General features: G+C 72.7%; 16 protein-coding genes. 12 read left to right on the top strand and 4 right to left on the bottom strand.

The features are described from left to right. Positions 1-234: 234 nt before the first annotated feature. From ABD297_RS19865 to ABD297_RS19825, 9 genes are all read left to right on the top strand, one after another. Positions 235-1,245, top strand: a complete 1,011-nt coding sequence (locus tag ABD297_RS19865) for an alpha/beta hydrolase (RefSeq protein WP_344256837.1) — start codon at positions 235-237, stop codon at positions 1,243-1,245. A gap of 154 nt (positions 1,246-1,399) precedes the next feature. Beyond that, positions 1,400-2,197, top strand: coding sequence for an SDR family NAD(P)-dependent oxidoreductase (locus ABD297_RS19860; RefSeq protein WP_344256836.1), 798 nt, complete (start codon positions 1,400-1,402; stop codon positions 2,195-2,197). After that, positions 2,194-2,976 carry a 3-oxoacyl-ACP reductase FabG gene (fabG, locus tag ABD297_RS19855; RefSeq protein ID WP_344256835.1) on the top strand — a complete coding sequence of 261 codons (783 nt, stop codon included), beginning with the start codon at positions 2,194-2,196 and terminating at the stop codon, positions 2,974-2,976. The genes ABD297_RS19860 and fabG overlap by 4 nt, the downstream gene beginning before the upstream one ends. 1 nt (position 2,977) lies before the next feature. After that, positions 2,978-4,012 (top strand): phosphotransferase family protein, encoded by a 1,035-nt coding sequence (locus ABD297_RS19850; protein ID WP_344256834.1) that lies wholly within the window; start codon positions 2,978-2,980, stop codon positions 4,010-4,012. Position 4,013: 1 nt separating this feature from the next. After that, positions 4,014-5,234, top strand: a complete 1,221-nt coding sequence (locus ABD297_RS19845) for an acyl-CoA dehydrogenase family protein (protein ID WP_344256833.1) — start codon at positions 4,014-4,016, stop codon at positions 5,232-5,234. Beyond that, positions 5,221-6,489 carry an acyl-CoA dehydrogenase family protein gene (locus ABD297_RS19840; protein ID WP_344256832.1) on the top strand — a complete coding sequence of 423 codons (1,269 nt, stop codon included), beginning with the start codon at positions 5,221-5,223 and terminating at the stop codon, positions 6,487-6,489. Before ABD297_RS19845 ends, ABD297_RS19840 begins: the two co-directional genes overlap by 14 nt. 114 nt (positions 6,490-6,603) lie before the next feature. Continuing rightward, a complete protein-coding gene (locus ABD297_RS19835) occupies positions 6,604-7,017 on the top strand; it encodes a nitroreductase family deazaflavin-dependent oxidoreductase (protein WP_344256831.1) in 414 nt (137 codons plus the stop codon). Between the two features lie 158 nt (positions 7,018-7,175). Then, positions 7,176-9,620, top strand: a complete 2,445-nt coding sequence (locus ABD297_RS19830; protein WP_344256830.1) for a sensor histidine kinase — start codon at positions 7,176-7,178, stop codon at positions 9,618-9,620. Between the two features lie 127 nt (positions 9,621-9,747). After that, positions 9,748-11,574, top strand: a complete 1,827-nt coding sequence (locus tag ABD297_RS19825) for an ATP-binding protein (RefSeq protein WP_344256829.1) — start codon at positions 9,748-9,750, stop codon at positions 11,572-11,574. On the opposite strand, the gene ABD297_RS19820 is transcribed toward ABD297_RS19825, so the two are convergent. Continuing rightward, positions 11,549-12,742, bottom strand: coding sequence for a hypothetical protein (locus ABD297_RS19820; protein ID WP_344256828.1), 1,194 nt, complete (start codon positions 12,740-12,742; stop codon positions 11,549-11,551). The two genes, ABD297_RS19825 and ABD297_RS19820, sit on opposite strands and share 26 nt — an antisense overlap. 221 nt (positions 12,743-12,963) lie before the next feature. Between ABD297_RS19820 and ABD297_RS19815 the strand changes: the two genes are divergently transcribed. Together ABD297_RS19815 and ABD297_RS19810 are read left to right on the top strand one after the other, a co-directional pair. Then, positions 12,964-13,611, top strand: a complete 648-nt coding sequence (locus ABD297_RS19815) for a hypothetical protein (RefSeq protein WP_344256827.1) — start codon at positions 12,964-12,966, stop codon at positions 13,609-13,611. 65 nt (positions 13,612-13,676) lie between these two features. Then, on the top strand, positions 13,677-14,609 hold the full coding sequence (locus ABD297_RS19810) for a hypothetical protein (protein WP_344256826.1): 933 nt from the start codon (positions 13,677-13,679) through the stop codon (positions 14,607-14,609). Between the two features lie 57 nt (positions 14,610-14,666). On the opposite strand, the gene ABD297_RS19805 is transcribed toward ABD297_RS19810, so the two are convergent. The 3 genes from ABD297_RS19805 to ABD297_RS19795 all read right to left on the bottom strand — a co-directional run bounded on the left by ABD297_RS19805 (position 14,667) and on the right by ABD297_RS19795 (position 17,667). Continuing rightward, positions 14,667-15,041, bottom strand: a complete 375-nt coding sequence (locus ABD297_RS19805; RefSeq protein WP_344256825.1) for a hypothetical protein — start codon at positions 15,039-15,041, stop codon at positions 14,667-14,669. A gap of 110 nt (positions 15,042-15,151) precedes the next feature. Beyond that, positions 15,152-16,873: an LTA synthase family protein gene (locus ABD297_RS19800; RefSeq protein ID WP_344256824.1), complete on the bottom strand. Its 1,722-nt coding sequence runs from the start codon at positions 16,871-16,873 to the stop codon at positions 15,152-15,154. After that, positions 16,870-17,667 (bottom strand): CDP-alcohol phosphatidyltransferase family protein, encoded by a 798-nt coding sequence (locus ABD297_RS19795; RefSeq protein ID WP_344256823.1) that lies wholly within the window; start codon positions 17,665-17,667, stop codon positions 16,870-16,872. The genes ABD297_RS19800 and ABD297_RS19795 overlap by 4 nt, the downstream gene beginning before the upstream one ends. 83 nt (positions 17,668-17,750) lie before the next feature. Between ABD297_RS19795 and ABD297_RS19790 the strand changes: the two genes are divergently transcribed. Beyond that, a complete protein-coding gene (locus tag ABD297_RS19790; RefSeq protein ID WP_344256822.1) occupies positions 17,751-18,755 on the top strand; it encodes a zinc-dependent alcohol dehydrogenase in 1,005 nt (334 codons plus the stop codon). Positions 18,756-18,762: the final 7 nt, after the last annotated feature.

The raw sequence follows: 18,762 nt of genomic DNA, 5'->3' as shown, positions 1-18,762 counted from the left end.
GCGGGAAAGGTCAGGCCCTGACCGAAGAGCACCTCGATCTGAGCGCGTTCGGACACCGACAAACGAGGACCAGGCATGGACACCATCCTTGGATAGCCCTCGTTGCAACAGACCCTTGAACTCAAGCCGTCAAGAGGCCACGACTGGCCCCCTGCTCACCGTCGAGAGGCCACGTCTGGCCCCGCTCACTGTCGAGGGGCCGACAGCTGCGGGCGGTCGGACTAGATTCGCAGCATGGGTGGCATCGTCGACCGGACTCGGGGTCTCGCGCGCAGGGCCGCGCTCGGCACGGCGACTGCGGCCGGCGCGCTGCTCGTGACCGCCCGGACGACGCCCTGGCCGTCCGCGCTGCTCATCCGGGCCGTCTTCGACCGAGGCGCCGCGCGAGCCAGCTCGGCACTGGCCCGGCACGTCCCCGAGGGCCTCGTCGAGGTGGTCGACGAGGCATACGACATCGCGTCGCCCGACGGGCGGCTCGACGTCTTCCGCCCGGATCGGGACGAGCCGTTGCCGACGGTCGTCTGGGTGCACGGGGGCGCCTTCGTCTCCGGGTCGAAGGGTGACGTCGCGAACTACCTCCGGGTGCTCGCGGGGCGTGGATTCACGACCGTCGGCGTCGACTACTCGATCGCCCCCGGCTCGCGCTACCCCACGCCCGTCAAGCAGGTGGCTGCCGCGCTCGCCCACCTCGTCGACCACGCGGACCGGCTCGGCGTCGACCCCGGCCGCATCGTTCTCGAAGGCGACTCGGCCGGCGCCCAGATCGCCGCGCAGGTCGGGCTGCTCGTCAGCGACACGGCATACGCAAGGGACGTCGGCATCGACGTGGACCTGCCGGCAGAGGCGCTCAAGGGTCTCGTGCTCTTCTGCGGCGCCTACGACTTCACCCTCGCCCAAGGGTCGACCCGGCTCGGCAGCTGGCTCATCGACACCGCGATCTGGTCGTATCTCGGCTCGAGCCGGCGCCACGACGAGCGGACCACTCGCCAGGGGTCGGTGCCGGTCCACGTCTCACCGTCGTTCCCGCCGGCCTTCGTCTCCGCCGGCAACGGCGACCCACTCCTGCCTCACACGCTCGCGCTCGTCGACGCCCTGCAGCAGCACGGCGTCGACCACGACGTCCTGCTCTTCGACGACGACCACGAGCCGCGGCTGGGTCATGAGTTCCAGTTCGACCTCGACAGTGCGAACGGACGGGAGGCGCTCGACCGCGCCGTCGCGTTCGTCGAGCGCGTCGTCGGCTGACGCCCGGGCCTTTCGTGGCCTCTCGACGGTTGGGGACCCGCAAACTCTGGCCTTTCGACGGTGGAGCGGGGGAGGGGTGTGGGAGCGGCTCTTGACGGGGAGGGGCTAGGGTCGTCAAGGTAAGCAAGCGCTTAGTCCACTCGCGAGGAGCAGCATGCCCGACACCGCCGTCGTCACCGGGGCCGCCCGCGGGATCGGTCGCGCCATCGCGACCCGCCTCGCGCGCGAGGGCTGGCAGGTCGTCGTCGCCGACCTCGACGCCACCGAGCTCCAGTCCGTGGCCGACGAAACGGGCGCGCTCGCCGTCCCCGGCGACACGTCGACCGACGCCGGCGTGCGCCACCTCGTCGACACGGCATACGACCACCTCGGCCACGTCGACGTCTTCTTCGCCAATGCGGGGATCGGCACGCTCAAGGGGCTCGACGCCTCCGACGACGAATGGGCCCGCACGCTCGAGACCAACGTGCTCGCCCACGTCCGCGCCGCCCGGCACCTCGTGCCGCGCTGGCTCGACGCGGGTGGTGGCCGTCTCGTCGTGACCGCCTCTGCCGCAGGGCTGCTCACGATGCTCGGGGACGCGCCCTACTCGGTGAGCAAGCACGCCGCCGTCTCGTTCGCGGAGTGGCTGAGCGCGACCTACCGGCACCGCGGCATCGTCGTGCAGGCCATCTGCCCCCAGGGCGTGCAGACCCGGATGCTCGACGGCTCCGGCCCGCTCAAGGACCTCCTCACCCTCGACGCGACGCTGACGCCCGACGAGGTCGCCGACGCCGCCTGGCGGGCGCTCGCGACCGATCAGTTCTACGTGCTCCCGCACCCCGAGGTGAGCGGCTACTACGAGCAGCGCGCCGCCCACCCCGACGCCTGGCTCGCCGGCACGAACCGGCTCCAGCAGAAGCTCGACCACCAGGCCCAGACCTCCACCACCCCGACCCAGGAGAACGCATGACCGACCAGCCGACCACCGCCGACACGACCACCCAGCGCACCGCCATCGTCACCGGCGCCGCGCGCGGCATCGGTGCCGCCGTCGCCAAGCGCCTCGCCTCCGACGGGTATGCCGTCGCCGTCCTCGACCTCGACGAGTCCGCTTGTGCCGCAGTCGTCTCCGAGATCGAGGCCGCCGGCGGCAAGGGCCTCGCCGTGGGCGTCGACGTGTCCGACGAGGCCGGCGTCGCAGCGGCCGTCGAGCGCGTCGCATCCGAGCTCGGCGCCCCGACCGTGCTCGTCAACAACGCCGGCATCATCCGCGACAACATGCTCTTCAAGATGACGGCCGACGACTGGGACGCCGTCATGAACGTGCACCTGCGCGGCTCGTTCCTCATGACCCGCGCGACGCAGAAGCACATGATCGACGCGAAGTTCGGCCGCATCGTCAACCTCAGCTCGACCTCGGCGCTCGGCAACCGCGGCCAGGCCAACTACTCCGCCGCCAAGGCCGGGCTGCAGGGCTTCACCAAGACCCTCGCCATCGAGCTCGGCAAGTTCGGAGTCACGGCCAACGCCATCGCCCCGGGCTTCATCGCCACCGACATGACGCGCCAGACCGCCGAGCGCATGGGCATCACGTTCGAGCAGTTCCTCGAGGGCGCGGCCAAGGAGATCCCCGTCGCCCGCGTCGGCCAGCCCGAGGACATCGCGGCCACGACCTCGTTCCTCGTGCGCGAGGAGGCCGGGTTCGTCTCGGGCCAGGTCATCTACGTCGCCGGCGGACCGAAGGACTGACGTGACGGACGCCGACCGCACCGACCCGCCGGGACTGCCGCTCGACGCGCTCCGGGGCTTCCTCGACCGTGAGGCGCCCGGCCTGCTCGACGGACCGCTGACCGGACGGGTCGTCGCGGGAGGCAAGTCCAACCTCACCTACGAGGTGGGCGACGGCACGAGCACCGTCATCGTCCGTCGCCCGCCCCTGGGGCACGTGCTCGCCACCGCCCACGACATGGTGCGCGAGCACCGCGTCATCACCGCCCTGCGCGACACCGCGGTCCCCGTCCCGACCACGTATGCCGTGTCCGAGGACCCTGACGTCATCGGCGCCCCGTTCTACGTCATGGAGCGCGTCGCGGGCACGCCCTACCGCTTCGAGGCGCAGCTCCAGCCCCTCGGTGGCGAGCGGGTGCGGGCGATCAGCGAGCGCATGGTCGACACCCTCGTCGCGCTGCACGCCGTCGACCCCGCCGAGGTCGGTCTCGCCGACTTCGGCCGCCCCGAGGGCTTCCTCGAGCGGCAGGTCCGGCGCTGGAAGCAGCAGCTCGACGCCTCGCGCAGCCGCGACCTGCCGGGCATCGACGAGCTCCACGAGCAGCTGGCCGGATCCGTTCCGGCACAAGGTGACCCGACGATCGTGCACGGCGACTTCCGTCTCGACAACCTCCTCGTCACGACCGACGACGAGGTGTCGGCCGTGCTCGACTGGGAGATGGCGACGATCGGCGACCCGCTCACCGACGTCGCGCTCCTCGAGGCCTACCAGAGGCTGCCGCTCCTCATGGACTCCGTCGCCGTCTCCGACGTATCGCGGGCTCCGGGCTTCATCAGCGGACCCGAGCTGCGCCGGCGGTATGCCGCCGCGAGCGGCCGCGACCTCGGGCACCTCTCGTTCCACCTCGGGCTCGCCTACTTCAAGCTCGCCGTGATCCTCGAGGGCATCCACTACCGCTACACGCAGGGCCAGACCGTCGGCGGTGGCTTCGCCACGATCGGCGAGGCCACCGTCCCCCTCGTCGCGGCAGGCCTCGCCGCCCTCAAGGAGAGCTGACATGGACTTCGGATTCGACACCCGCACCGAGGAGCTGCGCCGGTCGCTGCTCACCTTCATGGACGAGCGCATCGTGCCGTCCGTGCCGGTCTTCGACGAGCAGGTCTCGGCGCTGCCCGACCGCTGGGCGTGGAGCACCGCCCCGGTGCTGCAGGAGCTGCGGCAGGAGGCCCGCGACCTGGGGCTGTGGAACGTCTTCCTCCCCGGCGAGCACGGCGCAGGCCTGACCAACCTCCAGTACGCGCCGCTCGCCGAGATCACCGGCCGCTCCATCCGGCTCGCCCCCGCCGTCCTCAACTGCGCCGCTCCCGACACCGGCAACATGGAGGTGCTGACCCAGTTCGGCAACGCCGAGCAGCAGGAGCGGTGGCTGGAACCCTTGCTGCGCGGCGAGATCCGCTCGGCGTTCGCCATGACCGAGCCCGACGTCGCGAGCAGCGACGCCACCAACATCGGCACGAGCATCCGGCGCGACGGCGACGACTACGTCATCAACGGCCGCAAGTGGTGGATCACCGGCGCGATGAACCCCGAGTGCGAGGTCCTCATCGTCATGGGCAAGACCGACCCCGACGCCGACCGGCACCGCCAGCAGTCGATGGTCCTCGTGCCGCGTGACGCCCCGGGCGTCGAGGTGGTCCGCGGCATGGAGGTCTTCGGCTACGACGACCACGACCACGGCGGCCACGCGGAGCTGCGCTTCACCGACGTGCGCGTCCCGGCGAGCAACCTCATCGGCGAGGAGGGCACCGGCTTCGCCATCGCCCAAGCCCGCCTCGGCCCCGGCCGCATCCACCACTGCATGCGCTCCATCGGGCTCGCCGAGGTGGCCATCGAGGCCATGTGCCGTCGGGCCTCCGAGCGCGTCGCCTTCGGCCGGCCCATCGCCGAGCAGGGCGTCGTGCGCGACTGGATCGCCGAGTCCCGCGTGCGCATCGAGCAGCTGCGCCTGCTCGTGCTCAAGACCGCCTGGCTCATGGACACCGTCGGCAACAAGGGCGCGCACACCGAGATCCAGGCGATCAAGATCGCCACCCCCAAGACCGTCGAGTGGATCCTCGACAAGGCGATCCAGACCCACGGGGCCGCCGGCCTCAGCCAGGACACCGAGCTCGCCGCCGCTTTCGCCGGCATCCGCACGCTCCGCTTCGCGGACGGCCCCGACGAGGTGCACAAGAACGCCCTCGCCAAGGCCGAGCTGCGAAGGTATGCCGCCCGCTGACCGCCGCCACACGGCATACGCCCGCTGTTCGACCCACGAGAACGACCGCACGACGCCAGCCGACCGCACGACGAAGGGACCGACGATGGACTTCGACCTCAGCGCCGAGGAGCGCGAGATCCGCGACTGGGTGCGGACCTTCGTGCGCAAGGAGATCGTGCCGCTCGAGCCGCAGGTGCTCGAGCGTGAACGCCGGGGTGAGCGTGGCCTGACGGCCGACGAGCTGAAAGGCCTTCAGGACAAGGCGCGTTCGTCCGGCTTCTTCGGCATCCAGACGCCCGAGAGCCACGGCGGCATGGGGCAGGGCGCCGTCGTCGCGGCCCTCATCGAGATCGAGCTCGGTCGGTCGTTCGTGCCGTTCCGCTTCGCCGGCGAGGCCGACAACATCCTCTTCTCGGCGACCGAGGAGCAGCAGGAGACCTACCTCCGGCCGACGATCGAGGGCACCCGGAAGTCGTGCTTCGCCATCACCGAGCCGGGCGCGGGGTCCGACGCGCGCGCCATCCGCACGAGCGCACGTCGTGAAGGTGACGAGTGGGTCATCAACGGCGAGAAGACGTTCATCACCGGCGGCCACGAGGCCGACTTCGTCATGGTCTTCGCCGTGACCGACAAGGAGAAGGGCGCCGACGGCGGGGTCACGTGCTTCCTCGTCGACCGCGACCGTGGCTGGACCAGCACCCCGATCGACACCATGGGCGAGTGGGGGCCCGCAGCGCTGGTTTTCGAGGACGTCCGTGTGCCGCACTCGGCGATCCTCGGCGAGGAGGGCAAGGGCTTCGAGCTCGCGATGCGCTGGATCGGCAAGGGCCGCTACATGCTTCCGGCCCGCGCGCTCGGCTCGTGCGAGCGTCTCGTCGAGATGGGCATGGAGTGGGCCCGCAACCGCGTCACCTTCGGCCAGCCCATCGCCGAGCGCCAGGCCATCCAGTGGATGGTCGCCGACTCCGCCGTCGAGATCGAGGCCCTGCGCTGGCTCGTGCTGACGGCAGCCTGGCAGGTCGACCGCGGGATCGACTCGCGCCAGTCGCAGTCGATGGCCAAGCTCTACGGCGGCGTCAAGGCCAACGAGATCGTCGACCGCGTGCTGCAGATGCACGGGGGCATGGGCTACACGAGGGAGCTGCCCGTCGAGCGGTGGTACCGCGAGCTGCGCCTGCTGCGCATCTACGAGGGCACCGACGAGATCCAGCGTCGCACCATCGCCCGCAACCTGCTCAAGGGGCACGCCACGGTCCGCGGCCACCTCGGCTGAGCCGACGGGGCCAGAGGACCCCGACGCGCCCGACGACCCGGCCGGACGGCATACCTCCTCGGGTCGGGTCCGCGAACCGCCCACGCGGGCTCCGGCGGCGCGCACACTGGAGGCATGGCAGGCCCACCCGCAGCAGCGAAGCAGTTCAACAAGGTCGCCATCCGGCTCGCCGGACACCGGATCCTCCCCGTGTGGGCCGTGCTGCGCCATCGCGGGCGGTCGAGCGGCAGGGAGTACGCGACGCCCGTGGCCGTGATCCCGACCGCCACGACCTTCGTCATCGGTCTGCCGTGGGGACGGCGCACCGACTGGGTGCGCAACGTGCGCGCCGCCGGTGGCTGCACCATCCGGTGGAAGGGACGCGAGTTCACCTGCACCGAACCGACGTTCGTGGGCAAGGACGTCGCTCTCGCCGCGGCTCACGGCCTGGTCCGGCGCGCCGTCGAGCGACAGGACTTCGAGGGTGGCTTCCTCCAGCTGACCCGGGTCCCGGCCCCCGAGCACTCGGCGATGCAGTCCGGCTGGTGACCGGGCTGCCCGGACCCAGAGAACGACACGGGCACCTGAAAGATCCCTTTTGCCGGATTCTCCAGGCTGCTGCGACATCATGAACCCATGACGTCCGCGCAGACGGCAGCCACTGCCACACGTCGACCCGCGACCCTTCCCCGGGTCGCGTGACCGGTGTGAGCCGTGTGACGCGGCAACGCCTCCGATGGTCGGTCTGGGCGCTCATCGCCCTGGTCGGCGTCTTCGTCCTCGGCCTGATGTCGGTGCACTTCGCGCTGCCCGGATCGACCGTGGCGCTCTGGTGGCCGGCGGCGGGCCTGGCGGTCTGCTTCCTCCTCGCGACCGACCCCGGCCCGCGGCGGTCTGCGCTCTTCGTCCTCGGGGTGCTCGTCTCGAGCGGCGCCGCCAACCTCGTCGGCGGACGCCCCGCCCTCGTCAGCGTCCTCTACGGCTTCGCCAACGCGGCCGAGGTGGCCGTCGTGCACGGGCTGATGACGACGCGCGCGCGCCGGCCGCGGCTCGGGTCGATGGACGACCTCTGGCGCCTGCTCGCCGCGACCTTGGCCGGCGCGGTCGTCATCGGCGTGCTCGCCGGCCTGACCGCCTCCGTCGTCCTGGGCGGCGACTTCCTCGACTCGGCGTCGGCGGCGGCGTCGTCGCACGGCGCCGCCGTCCTCGTCATGGCCCCGCTGGGCATTGCGGCCGGCCTCCGTCGCGTCCGGCGTCCACGGCTCGAGGACATCGCCCAGTGGGTCGTCGTCGTCGGTGTCACCGCGTGGGTGTTCCACCAGGACCAGTCGCTGCCACTCGCGTTCCTGCCGATCCCCGGACTCGTCTGGGGAGCGCTGCGGCTGGGGCTGCGAACGGTCGCCATGCAGCTTCTCGTCGTCGGCATCGTGGCGGTGACGCTCACCAGCCTCGGCGGGGGCCCGTTCGCCGCCGCCGGCCGGCTCGGTGGCATCCGCCCCGAGACGGTCGGCTCCCTGACACAGGCGTTCCTCGCGACGGCCGCGGTCACCACCCTCTCCCTCGCGGTGGCCACGACGCAGCGCCGGACCGCTCTCGCCGACCTGCGCAGCGAGGTCGAGCTCTCCGGGGTCGTGCTCGACACCGCCGCCAGCGCCATCATCGTCGTCGACCTCGCAGGGGTCATCGCCCGACTCAACACGACCGCCGCACGGCTGCTCGGAGCCCCGGAGGAGGAGCTCGTCGGGCGCCTGGCGGCCGAGGTCTTCCCCGTCGCGAACCCCGAGGAGGTCACCGCCCGGATGGCCGGGATCGCCGGGGGCACGGTGCCGCTGCACCAGGAGCAGGACTGGCTCGTCGAAGGTCTCGGGGTGCGGCACATCGTCTGGACCAACGCCTACCTCACCGACGACGACGGGAACCGCACGCACCTGGTCAAGACCGGGGCCGACGTCACCGACGAGCGCGCCGCCCGGACCTTCGTCGAGGCCGTGCTCGAGGCAGCCACGGCGACGGCCATCATCGGCACCGACCTCGACGGCGTCATCACGCTGTTCAACCGCGGCGCCGAGACCGTGCTCGGGTGGCGTGCCTCCGAGGTCGTCGGCGTCCGGGACTGGTCGCTGCTGCACGACCCGGCGGAGGTCGACCGCCGGGCCGCCGAGCTCGAGATCGAGCCCGGCTTCGACGTGCTCGTGCACCGGGTCCGTGGCGGCGCCGCCACGGAGACGCGGGACTGGACCTATGTGCGCAAGGACGGCTCGCGCCGCACCGTGTCGCTCACGATGAGCGGCATCCGGGACGAGGGCGGGATGCTCACCGGCTACCTCGGCGTCGCCGAGGACGTGACCCGACGCCGCCAGGCGGAGATCGCCCTCCAGGTCGCGCTCGACCGCGAGCGCCAGGCCGTCGAGGAGCTGACCGCGCTCGACCGGACCAAGTCGGACTTCGTGTCCGCCGTGAGCCACGAGCTGCGCACCCCGCTCGCCAGCGTCCTCGGCTACTCCGAGATGCTCGAGGACGGCGCGGCCGGCCCGCTGACAGAGCGACAGCTCGAGCTCGTCTCGCGTGTCGACCGCAACGGCCGCCGCCTGCTCTCGCTCATCGAGGACCTGCTGCTCAACTCTCGCATCGAGGCGGGCCGTCTCGAGCTCGAGCCCCGCCGCTGCGACCTGTCCGACGTCGTCGCCAGCGCGTGGACGTCCGTCGCCACGGTGACGAGCCAGCGCGACCTCGTGCGCGACGTCGACGTGTCGCCCCGGCCGCTGTGGGTCGAGGGCGACCCTGCCGCCCTCGAGCGGATGGTGACCAACCTGCTCTCCAACGCCGTCAAGTTCACGCCCGACGGCGGCCGCGTCTCCCTCGTCGCGCGGCCCCACGACCGGGACCCCGGGACGGTCTGCCTGACCGTCTCCGACTCGGGCATGGGCATCCCGCCCGCCGACCACGAGCGGGTCTTCGCGCGCTTCTTCCGCTCCAGCGCCGCGAACGAGCGGGCGATCCAGGGCTCGGGGCTCGGGCTGTCGATCGTGCGCGCCATCGCCGAGGGGCACGGCGGCTCCGTGTCGCTCGAGTCCGCCCCCGACGCGGGGTCGACGTTCACCGTCACCCTGCCCGTGGGCCTCCCGACCACCCTCTCGCGACAGGCGCCGTGAGAATTCCTGCCACGGGTTCTGCCCGACCCGGCCCCGACGAGGGGGTGTCGGACATATCGTGACCATCGGGACGATTCCCAGCGACGGCTGTCGCGATCCAGGGGCAGGCGCACGTGAGGGGACTGTGTTGCGCGACGGCGTGGTGTGGGAGGTGCTGGCGCTCCGACGGCTCACCGAGCTGATGAACCGGGTCAGCGCCCAGGACGACCTCTCGATCCTCTTCGACATGGTCGTCGACGGCGCGGCCGACGTCGTCGGTTTCAAGGTCGCGGCCATCAGCCTCGTCGTGCCCTCGGGCGACGTGGAGGTGGTGGCCGTCGCCGGCGACGACGACGCGCGCGCCGAGCTGCTGGGCCGGCGCACCCCGCGGGCCAACCTCGACGCGGAGTTCGCGGTGGCCGAGCGCTGGGGGAGCCTGCGCTTCGTCCCGGCGGGAGAGCTGCCCGACGGGTCCGCCGAGGGATGGGTGTCCTCCGACTGGACCGCCCCGACCGTCGACGGGGCGTCCGACGCCCTCGACGCCCTGGACGCCTGGAACCCCGAGGACACCCTCATCGCGCCCTTCTTCGACGCGGTGGGTGAGCTGCTCGGCATCCTCTCGGTCGACCTCCCCCTGTCGGGGCACCGCCCGAACATGACGCAGCGTGCGGTGCTCGAGCTCTTTGCCAACCAGACCGGCATCGCGATCTCGGCGGCCCGCCAGCGCCACGCGCTCTCCGAGCGGGTGCGTCTCGGTGACGCCGTCCAGACGGTGGCGCGCATCGCCCAGGAGGACCTCGACCCGGCCCGGGTCGTCGACGTCGCCGCCGAGCCGATCTCGGCAGGTCTGGCGTCGGCAGGCCTGTGGCTGAGGGCTTTCGGCGGAGAGGACGACGACGAGCGCGAGAGCGTGTCGGCCCGCAGCGGCGCCCCGGTGCGCACCCCGGTGTCGCTCGTCGCGATCGCGCGGCGCATGGTGGCGCGGTGCTGGCGAGCGGGCATCGTCGCCGTCGTCGGCCGCGACCACGTCGACCCGCCGGCGCTGTGGGCCGACCACGACGTCGCGCAGGTCCGCATCTTCCTCAAGGACGCCGGGGCTCGCTCGCTGCTGCTGGCCCCGATGGGCTCGGGCACGAGCTGCTTCGGCTACATCGCCTGCACGCGCGGCCCCGACGACCCCGACTGGACCGACGCCGAGGCGGTCGCCGCCCTCGAGATGGGCCGTGACCTCGGGCGGGCCATCCGCAACGCGCGGTTGTATGCCGTGGAGCGACGTGTCGCTGCCGAGCTGCGTGAGGCCGACCGCAGCAAGACCCAGCTCTTCTCGACCGTGTCGCACGAGCTGAAGAACCCGCTCGCCTCCATCGTCGGCCACGTCGAGCTGCTGCGGCAGGATCCCGACGCCGACCCGGACTGGTCGCTCGGGGTCATCGAGCGCAACACCGAGCGGCTGCAGAGCCTCGTCGACGACCTGTTGACCCTGTCGCGCGTCAGCGATCCCGACCGAGCCATGCCCGAGGCCGACGTCGACCTAGGTGAGGTCTCGCGCGACGTCGTCGACATGTTCCGTCCCCGCGCCGACACCCAGCAGGTGAGCCTCACCTTCGACCTGGAGGAGCGGCTGCCGCTCGTGCGGGGCAGCGCCGGCGACCTCGAGCGCGTCGTGCAGAACCTCGTGAGCAACGCGGTGAAGTTCACCCCGGCCGGCGGCAAGGTGGCGGTGTCGGTGGCGAGCAGCAGCGACCGCGTCGTCATCGAGTGCACCGACGACGGGCTCGGCATCTCCGAGGAGGACCAGGCGAGCCTGTTCACCGAGTTCTTCCGCGGCACCAACCCCGAGAGCCTGCAGGTGCCCGGCACTGGGCTGGGCCTCAGCATCGCCCAGCGCGTCGTGACGAGGCACGGCGGCCGCATCGACGTCGACTCCGAGCTCGGCCGCGGCACGAGCGTCAGGCTCCTGCTGCCGGCTCTCTGACCTCGGGGTCGCCCCGCCGGCCCGCCAGGGCGGCCACGACCAGCGCGACCGCGGCGACCGCCACGAGCACGACGGTCCACCCGGGGCCCAGGTCGCCGGCCAGGACGACGACGAGCACGCACACCACGGCGACACCGACCGCGACCGGGAGGGCGAGTGGCGCGCCCGACGCCCGGTCCGCCCCGTCGCGCAGGGCGGTCCACCCGGTGACGGCCAGCGCCCGCACCTGTCGCGCGCCGCGCGACAGGCCCACCACGAGCGCGACGGCGACCACCGCCAGCGCGACGAGCACGACCACCCGCACGAGCCCGCGGAGGTCCGCGGTCACCCTGTCGACGACGGACCCGACGGCGGCGGAGGTGCCGGACGGCATACCACTCGTCACGTGGGACCGCGCGAACGTCAGCCCCAGCAGCAGCACGACGCAGGCGACCGCTGCGCCGAGCCCCACGCGTACGACCGCCCGTCGCCGGTCGCGCGCCATCGCGACCCCGCCGGCCAGCAGCACGAGTGCCGCCAGCGGCAGGGCGATCCCGCCGACGCGCAACGCGGTCCAGGCGGTCCGTGCGCCGGCGACGTCGGCACTGTCGAGCAGCGGCACCGACACCGTGATCGGTGGGAGCTTGTCGACGAGGGGCACCCCGGCGGCGACGAGCCGCTCCTCGATGGGGGCGACGAGGTTGCCGACGTCGATGGCGACGCTCGTGCCGTTGTCGACGAGCGCCTTCTCGCTCGACCCGGAGAGGACGTTGACGAGCTGGGTGTGCGCGACGCGGTTGGCCGCGACCCAGGCGACCGCGAACCCGTCGCTCTCGACGACGGCGGTCACGACGCGCCGCACCACCTGCTCCACCTGACCGGCGAGCGGCGCTGCGAGCAGCCCGAGAGCACGAGTCGCCGCAGCGGGCAGCCCACGGCTGTCGAGGGCGTCGAAGGCGCGCCGGACGAGCTGCTGGTCGGTGACGGCAGCCATGACCCGCTCCGTGGCCCGGTCCTCGACGAGGGTCTTCACGGCTGCGTCGGTGGCGAGCGGCGAGACCGTCGCGACCCAGGAATCGGTGTCGGTGACGGTGGTGCGCAGCCATGTCGCCGTCACCCCGACCGGCACGAGCACGACCGCCACGACGAGGAGCGCGGCCGACAGGGCCGAACGCAACCGTGCGGGCATGTCGACCTCCGGGAGTCGTCGGGACGCAGGCGTGGCGCCTCATCCCACGGTGCCCCGGCCGACGGACGGCCACATCGCCCGGACCGGGTGAGAGCCGCGCCATCCGGATCGCCATCGGCTGCGAACCACCTGCACCTCGGGTCCGCAGCGTCGCGGCCGACTGCGCCGGGGTGGAGTCGGGGGTTCGCACATGACGGGCCGCTCCAGTCAAAGGAACACAGATGTCTCCATCCCGACGTGCCCGCCCGCCCCTGCGGCGCGGTTTCCTCTCGGTCCTCATCGGCCTCTGCCTCGCCCTGGCCGGCGTCGCGGGCGTCGCCTACGCGTCCGGCTCCACGACGAGACCGGTCTCCGGTGCGACGACTCCCGCCTGGTCCGACGGGGCCACCGTGACGGTGCAGTATCCGCAGAGCTTCTTCTGCGACAAGAGCGTCCCGTCCGCCGCTCCCAGCGGCTGCGAGGTGGGGACGGACGCGAACGTCGGCCCCGTGGCGAACGCCGACCGGTCGGTGCTCTACGTCCTCGTGCCGCTCTTCGCCAACCCCAGCCCGGCCCCGATGTGTGCGGTCGCGAGCTGCCCGAACCACCCGCTCGACATCGACCTCTCCCGGATCGCCGGCGCGCTCGGGGCGAGCCCTGACGCCGTCAGGTCGGTGGCGCTTCCGGCGCACAGCCACATCCTCGACGGCAACGCCGGGGGCTGGTGGGACGTCAAGATCGTCGCGGTGACCAACCAGACCGCGTGGTCCGCCCTCGCAGCCGGACGGTCGGAGTCGGTGATGAACGCGCTTCTCGCCCAGCCGAACAGCGGAGTCGTGGGTCCGATCCCGACCAACCTCTACCTGTTCTTCAACGTCGTCGGTCACTGACCTCGTGCCGGAGGAGCGGCACGCGTCGCTCCTCCGGTCGCGGCTCTCCCTGAAAGGTGTCGAAGATGACGCTCCATCCCGTCGGCGCGCGGTCGGCCTCCGCGCCCCAGGTGCTCGTGCACCCCCAGCGTGCCCGGGAGGTGTCCCGGCGACGTCGGGCACTCGGACTCGCTGCCCTCGGTCTGCCCCTCGTCGGTCTCGGCGCCTGGCTGCCGTGGCTCACTCTCTTCAACGGACTCGAACCCCTGCCGGGCTTCCGGCTCGACGGCGGTGACCTCACCGGTCTGGCGCTTCTTGCCGTCGGCCTGCTCGCGGTCGCGGGCCGCGTCGGCGCCGGCCACCTGCTGCGCCCGCTGGCCGTCGTCGCCCTCCTCGTGGTGACGGTCGACTCGCTGGCGAGCGCACGTCGCATCGCCGCATACGTCGCGGACCCGGGCCCGGGCGCCGCGCTCTCCGTCCCGTCGCAGGGACCCGGCGCCGTGGTCATGGCGGCGGGAGGCGTGCTGCTCCTCGTCGCGGCGGTGGTCGTCCCGGTGCGCCGGGAGGTGCTGCCCACCGGGCTGGTGACCCGTCTCGTCCTCGCGGCCGCGACCTTCGTCGCCGGGTGGATGCACCTCGTGCTGACCCCCGAGCACCTCGGGGAGTCGACCGTGCTCGGTCTGGGCTTCCTCGCCGCCGGACTGGCGCAGGTCGCGCTCTCCGTGGTGTGCGTGGCCCGCCGCAGCGAGAACGCCCTGAGCGCGCTGGTCGTGCTCGACGTCGCCCTGCTCGCGGTGTGGGCCTACGCCGTGCTGGTGGGACTCCCGATCGGAGACCTCGGCCACGACCACGTCGAGGCCGGCGGGCTCGTGCTCGGTCAGGGGGAGCCGGTCGACCTGGCGGCGGCGATCACCAAGGCCGCTGAGCTGACGAGTCTCGGCCTCGCGCTGCTCCTGCTGCGTCGCGGCACCAGGGCCGGCGAGGGCGCATCCCCACGCCACCGCGTCCGACCCTCATGACCTGACCGCCGCACGGCCTGGGCTGCCGCGTGCGCAGCGGCTCGGGCCGGGTGGGCGTCAGGACGCGTGCCGCCGGGGAGGACTCGCCAGCGGCGAGGTCGTGGGCAGCGCCCGCAGCAGCAGGAAGCCGCCGACGACGATGCAGACGACCTCGGCCGCGGCCGCGGTCCAGACCGACCCGCCGGCCCAGACCGTGTGGACGCCGAGCAGCCCGACGGTCGAGGCGATGACGAACGCCCCGAGGGTCGCCACCCCGAACCCTGCGGTGAGGAAGGCCGGGAGCCAGTGCTCCCAGCGCAGCAGCATCGCCGCGATGGCGACGCCGGCCACGACGTTGACGAGGAACATCGGCCCCACGCTCTGGTGACGCACCCCGTCGAACCACAGGTAGAGGTGGACTCCCGCCGACACCAGCAGTGCCGCTGCTCCCACGCCTCGGAGTCTCATGATGACGCTCCTGTCGTCCGGGTCGCGCCGCGTCGTCCCGTTGGCGTCGCGGTGTTGGACTCTCTCCCCGAAGACGACGTGCCGCAGTCGGGGGTTCAGCCCCGTGCGCCCCGGCCGAAGGCGGTGAGGAAGTGGTCGCGGAAGCGGTCCATCGGCCAGACGGGCGCGGCCGACCCGGGCCGCAGGCCGTCCTGCCACTCCCAGCCGGCGACGCGGTCGAGGACGGCCGGGTCCCGGGCGATGATGCTGACGGGGACGTCGTGGCTGGCGTGGTTGCCGGAGACGAGGCTGATCGGCTGGTGGTCACCGAGCACGACGGTGACGAGGTTGTCGTCGCGGGTCGCCCGGAGGAAGGAGACGACGCTGTCGAGGGAGTAGGCGACGGTCTGGCCGTATGCCGTCCGCACCCCTTGCGGGGTCGACCAGACGACGTCGCGTGGTGTCGCCCGGCCCGCCTGGGCGAGGTAGACGGAGCCGTCGCCGACGGTCTGCCAGTCGACGAGTCGGGGCAGGGGAGCCCAGGGGACGTGGCTCGACACGAGGTCGATCTCGGCCATAACCGGAGCGCGACCCCCCGGCGGGTGGCGCTGGAGCTCGAGCCGGTCGAACGCGGACAGCGTGTACTCGTCGGGCATGGGGGCGTAGCCGAACCCAGGCCCGGCATAGCCGAGGGTGCGTGCGTCGTAGACCGTGTCGTAGCCGTAGAAGGCCCTTCCCTCGGGCCAGTCGCGACGGTTGGCCGGGATGACGTCGACGGTGCGCCACCCGGCGTCGGAGAAGGCGCGGGCGAGGGTCAGCCGCGACGCGGCGGCGGTGCCGGACGAGGCGGTGTCGAGCAGCTGGTCGTAGCGCTGCTGGCTGCTGACCCATAGTCCCGACTGGAGCGTCGAGTGGGCGAGCCAGCTCACCCCGCCGAACGTCGGTGACGTGAGCCAGGCGCTGCGCACGGCATAGCCGGAGGCGCGCAGCCCGCTCGTTCCCGCCGCGAGCGCCCTTGCCACGTCAGGACTTTGGTCGACGGCGACCTTGCCGTAGCTCTCGACGAAGATGACGACGACGTCCTTGCCGCGGAGGGCCGTCAGCAGGTCGCCCGGTGGGGTGGCGCGGTAGGCGTCGACGGGGATCTGGGCGGCGAAGGCCTCACGGTCCCGTAGGCCGTCACGGACCGTCGTGACCTCGTGGGCGGTCAGGGCTGCCGCGCTCGACGACGCCACGGGCAGGTCGGGTGCCACGTGGACGCCGAGGGACGCGCAGACCGCCCACAGGAGCGAGGCGGCGACGACGACCCTCACGGCGGCGCCACGGTGCCGGTCGACGAGTCGTCCGAGCCGGCGCAGCGCGAGAGGGGTCAGGGCGACCAGGGCGACGACGAGCAGCCCTGTCGCTGCGACCGCCAGCACTGCCGTGACCGGTCCCGCCGAGTCGCCGAGCAGCTGGGTGGCCGATCCCGCGTAGCGCCAGTCGGTCAGCGGGTTGAACGGCCGGTAGAGCGTCGCGAGGAAGGCGGCGTCGAGGATGCGCACGACGAGGAGGACCCCGAGGACGAGGCCCGCCGCGGTCGCGAACCACCCGGCGGCAGCGCCGCGCAGGAGCAGCAGGACGACGGCGACGGCGAGGCCCTCGACGGGAATCCGCAGCAGCGACAGGGGCGTCGGCGACCAGCCGAGGGTGGGCGCGGGCGCGGTCAGGGCCACCCAGACGAGCAGGGCCGCCAGGACGGTCAGCGTGTGCCGGACCGCACGGCGTCGCGACGACGGGGGCGCTGAGGAAGCCGGGGACGTCGGGGGCGGCCGCGTCGTCGAGGGCGGCGAGGTCATGGCACGACGCCGGCCTCGACGGAGGGTGACGGCATACCGGCTCGGCGGACTGCGACCTCGGCGCCGTGCCTCACCGTCAGGGCGCTCCGACGCAGCGTCAGGACCTCGGTGCCGAACGACACCACGAGCAGTCCGAGCCCCGCCGCGACGGCCACGGTGACCACGGGCGTCGGCAGCAGGTGGCTCGTCGCCGCCGTCAGGACGATGCCCTGGTAGGCGGCGACCGCCTTGCGCCACCGGCGGGCCGGCACCTGTCCCCGCAACCACGAGGCCCACCGCGAGAGAGCGGCGAGCAGCAGCAGGACGTAGCGCGCGAACCCGATGCCGAGCACCCACCAGCCGAGGTCTGCGGCGACGTGCGTGCTGAGCACGAGGATGAGGAAGGCGTCGGTCTCCATGTCGAAGCGCGCCCCGAGCGGGTGGACCGTGCCGGTGCGGCGCGCGACCCGGCCGTCGACGGCGTCGAGGACCAGCGCGACCGAGGCGAGGGCGACGAGGACCCCCGGGGCGACCCCATGGCTCGGTGCGGCGACAGCGCTCCCGGCGACGAGAGCGGCCACACCGCACGAGATCACGGCTCGGGTCAGGGTGATGCGGTCGGCCGGGGTGAGCCGGTCCCGCGAGGCACCGCGCAGGCCTGCGGTGAGCAGCGTGACGAGGGTGAGGGCGGAGGCGATCCCGACGAGCCACGCTGCCGGGCCGAGGCCGTCTGACGTCGTCGTCTCGAGCGCGCCGAGCAGCACCACGACACCGACGAGCCCGACGCTGGGGCCGGGAGGGATCACCTGACGCACCGCGGGCCACCTCACCGATTGGGGTTTGACCCAAGGACGCCGTCGTCCCCGTCGGAGTTCACGGGGCGATCTAGTCTGGTCGCGTGTCCACCGGTGCGCGGGCGTTCTGGGTGGTCGAGCCCGGCAGGGGCGAGATCCGCCCGGCCGTCGTGCCTGCGCCCGGTCCGGACGAGGTGCTCGTGCGAGCCCTGCACTCGGGCGTGAGCCGCGGCACCGAGACCATCGTCTTCCGCGGCGGCGTCCCCGAGGACCAGAAATCCGTCATGCGGGCGCCGCACCAGGAGGGCGACTTCCCGGCCCCGGTGAAGTACGGCTACCTCGCCGTCGGCACGGTCGAGGAGGGGCCGCCGGACCTGCTCGGTCGCACCGTCTTCTGCCTCCACCCGCACCAGACGGCCTACGTCGTCCCCGTCGGGTCGGTGGTGGCCGTCCCCGACGGCGTGCCGCCCCGGCGGGCCGTGCTCGCCGGCACGGTCGAGACGGCTGTCAACGCGCTCTGGGACGCGGCGCCGCGCGTCGGTGACCGGGTCGCCGTGGTGGGCGCCGGGATGGTGGGCTGTTGCGTGGCTCGACTGCTCGCAGGGATCCCGGGATGTCGGGTGACGCTCGTCGACGTGGACCCGGGCCGCGCCGAGGTGGCGGCCCGTCTCGGCGTCGCCTTCGCCCGGCCCGACGGGGTCGGGGAGGGTCGCGGGGACCACGACCTCGTCGTCCACACGAGCGCGACCGGCGCCGGTCTACAGCTCTCGCTCGACCTGCTGGCGCCCGAGGCGACGGTGCTCGACCTCAGCTGGTACGGCGACTCGACGGTCGAGCTGGCCCTCGGAGGCTCGTTCCACTCGTCGCGCCTGCGCATCCGGGCCAGCCAGGTGGGTTCCGTTGCGGCAGCGCGGCGTTCGCGCTACACGTATGCGCAGAGGCTGGCGCTGGCCCTCGAGCTGCTGCGCGACGACGCCTTCGACGCCCTCCTCACCGGCGACTCGCCGTTCGAGGAGCTGCCCGAGGTCATGCCCCGGCTCGCGGACGGCTCGCTGAGGGCCGTCTGCCACACCATCTCCTACCGACCTCCCACCGACCCGACCCACTGAAGCGGAG

It is taken from the genome of Terrabacter carboxydivorans (genome assembly GCF_039532035.1).
GTDB lineage: Bacteria > Actinomycetota > Actinomycetes > Actinomycetales > Dermatophilaceae > Terrabacter > Terrabacter carboxydivorans.
Note: the sequence above shows the minus strand (reverse complement) of the source record. Positions and strands in the feature narration are given on the sequence as shown.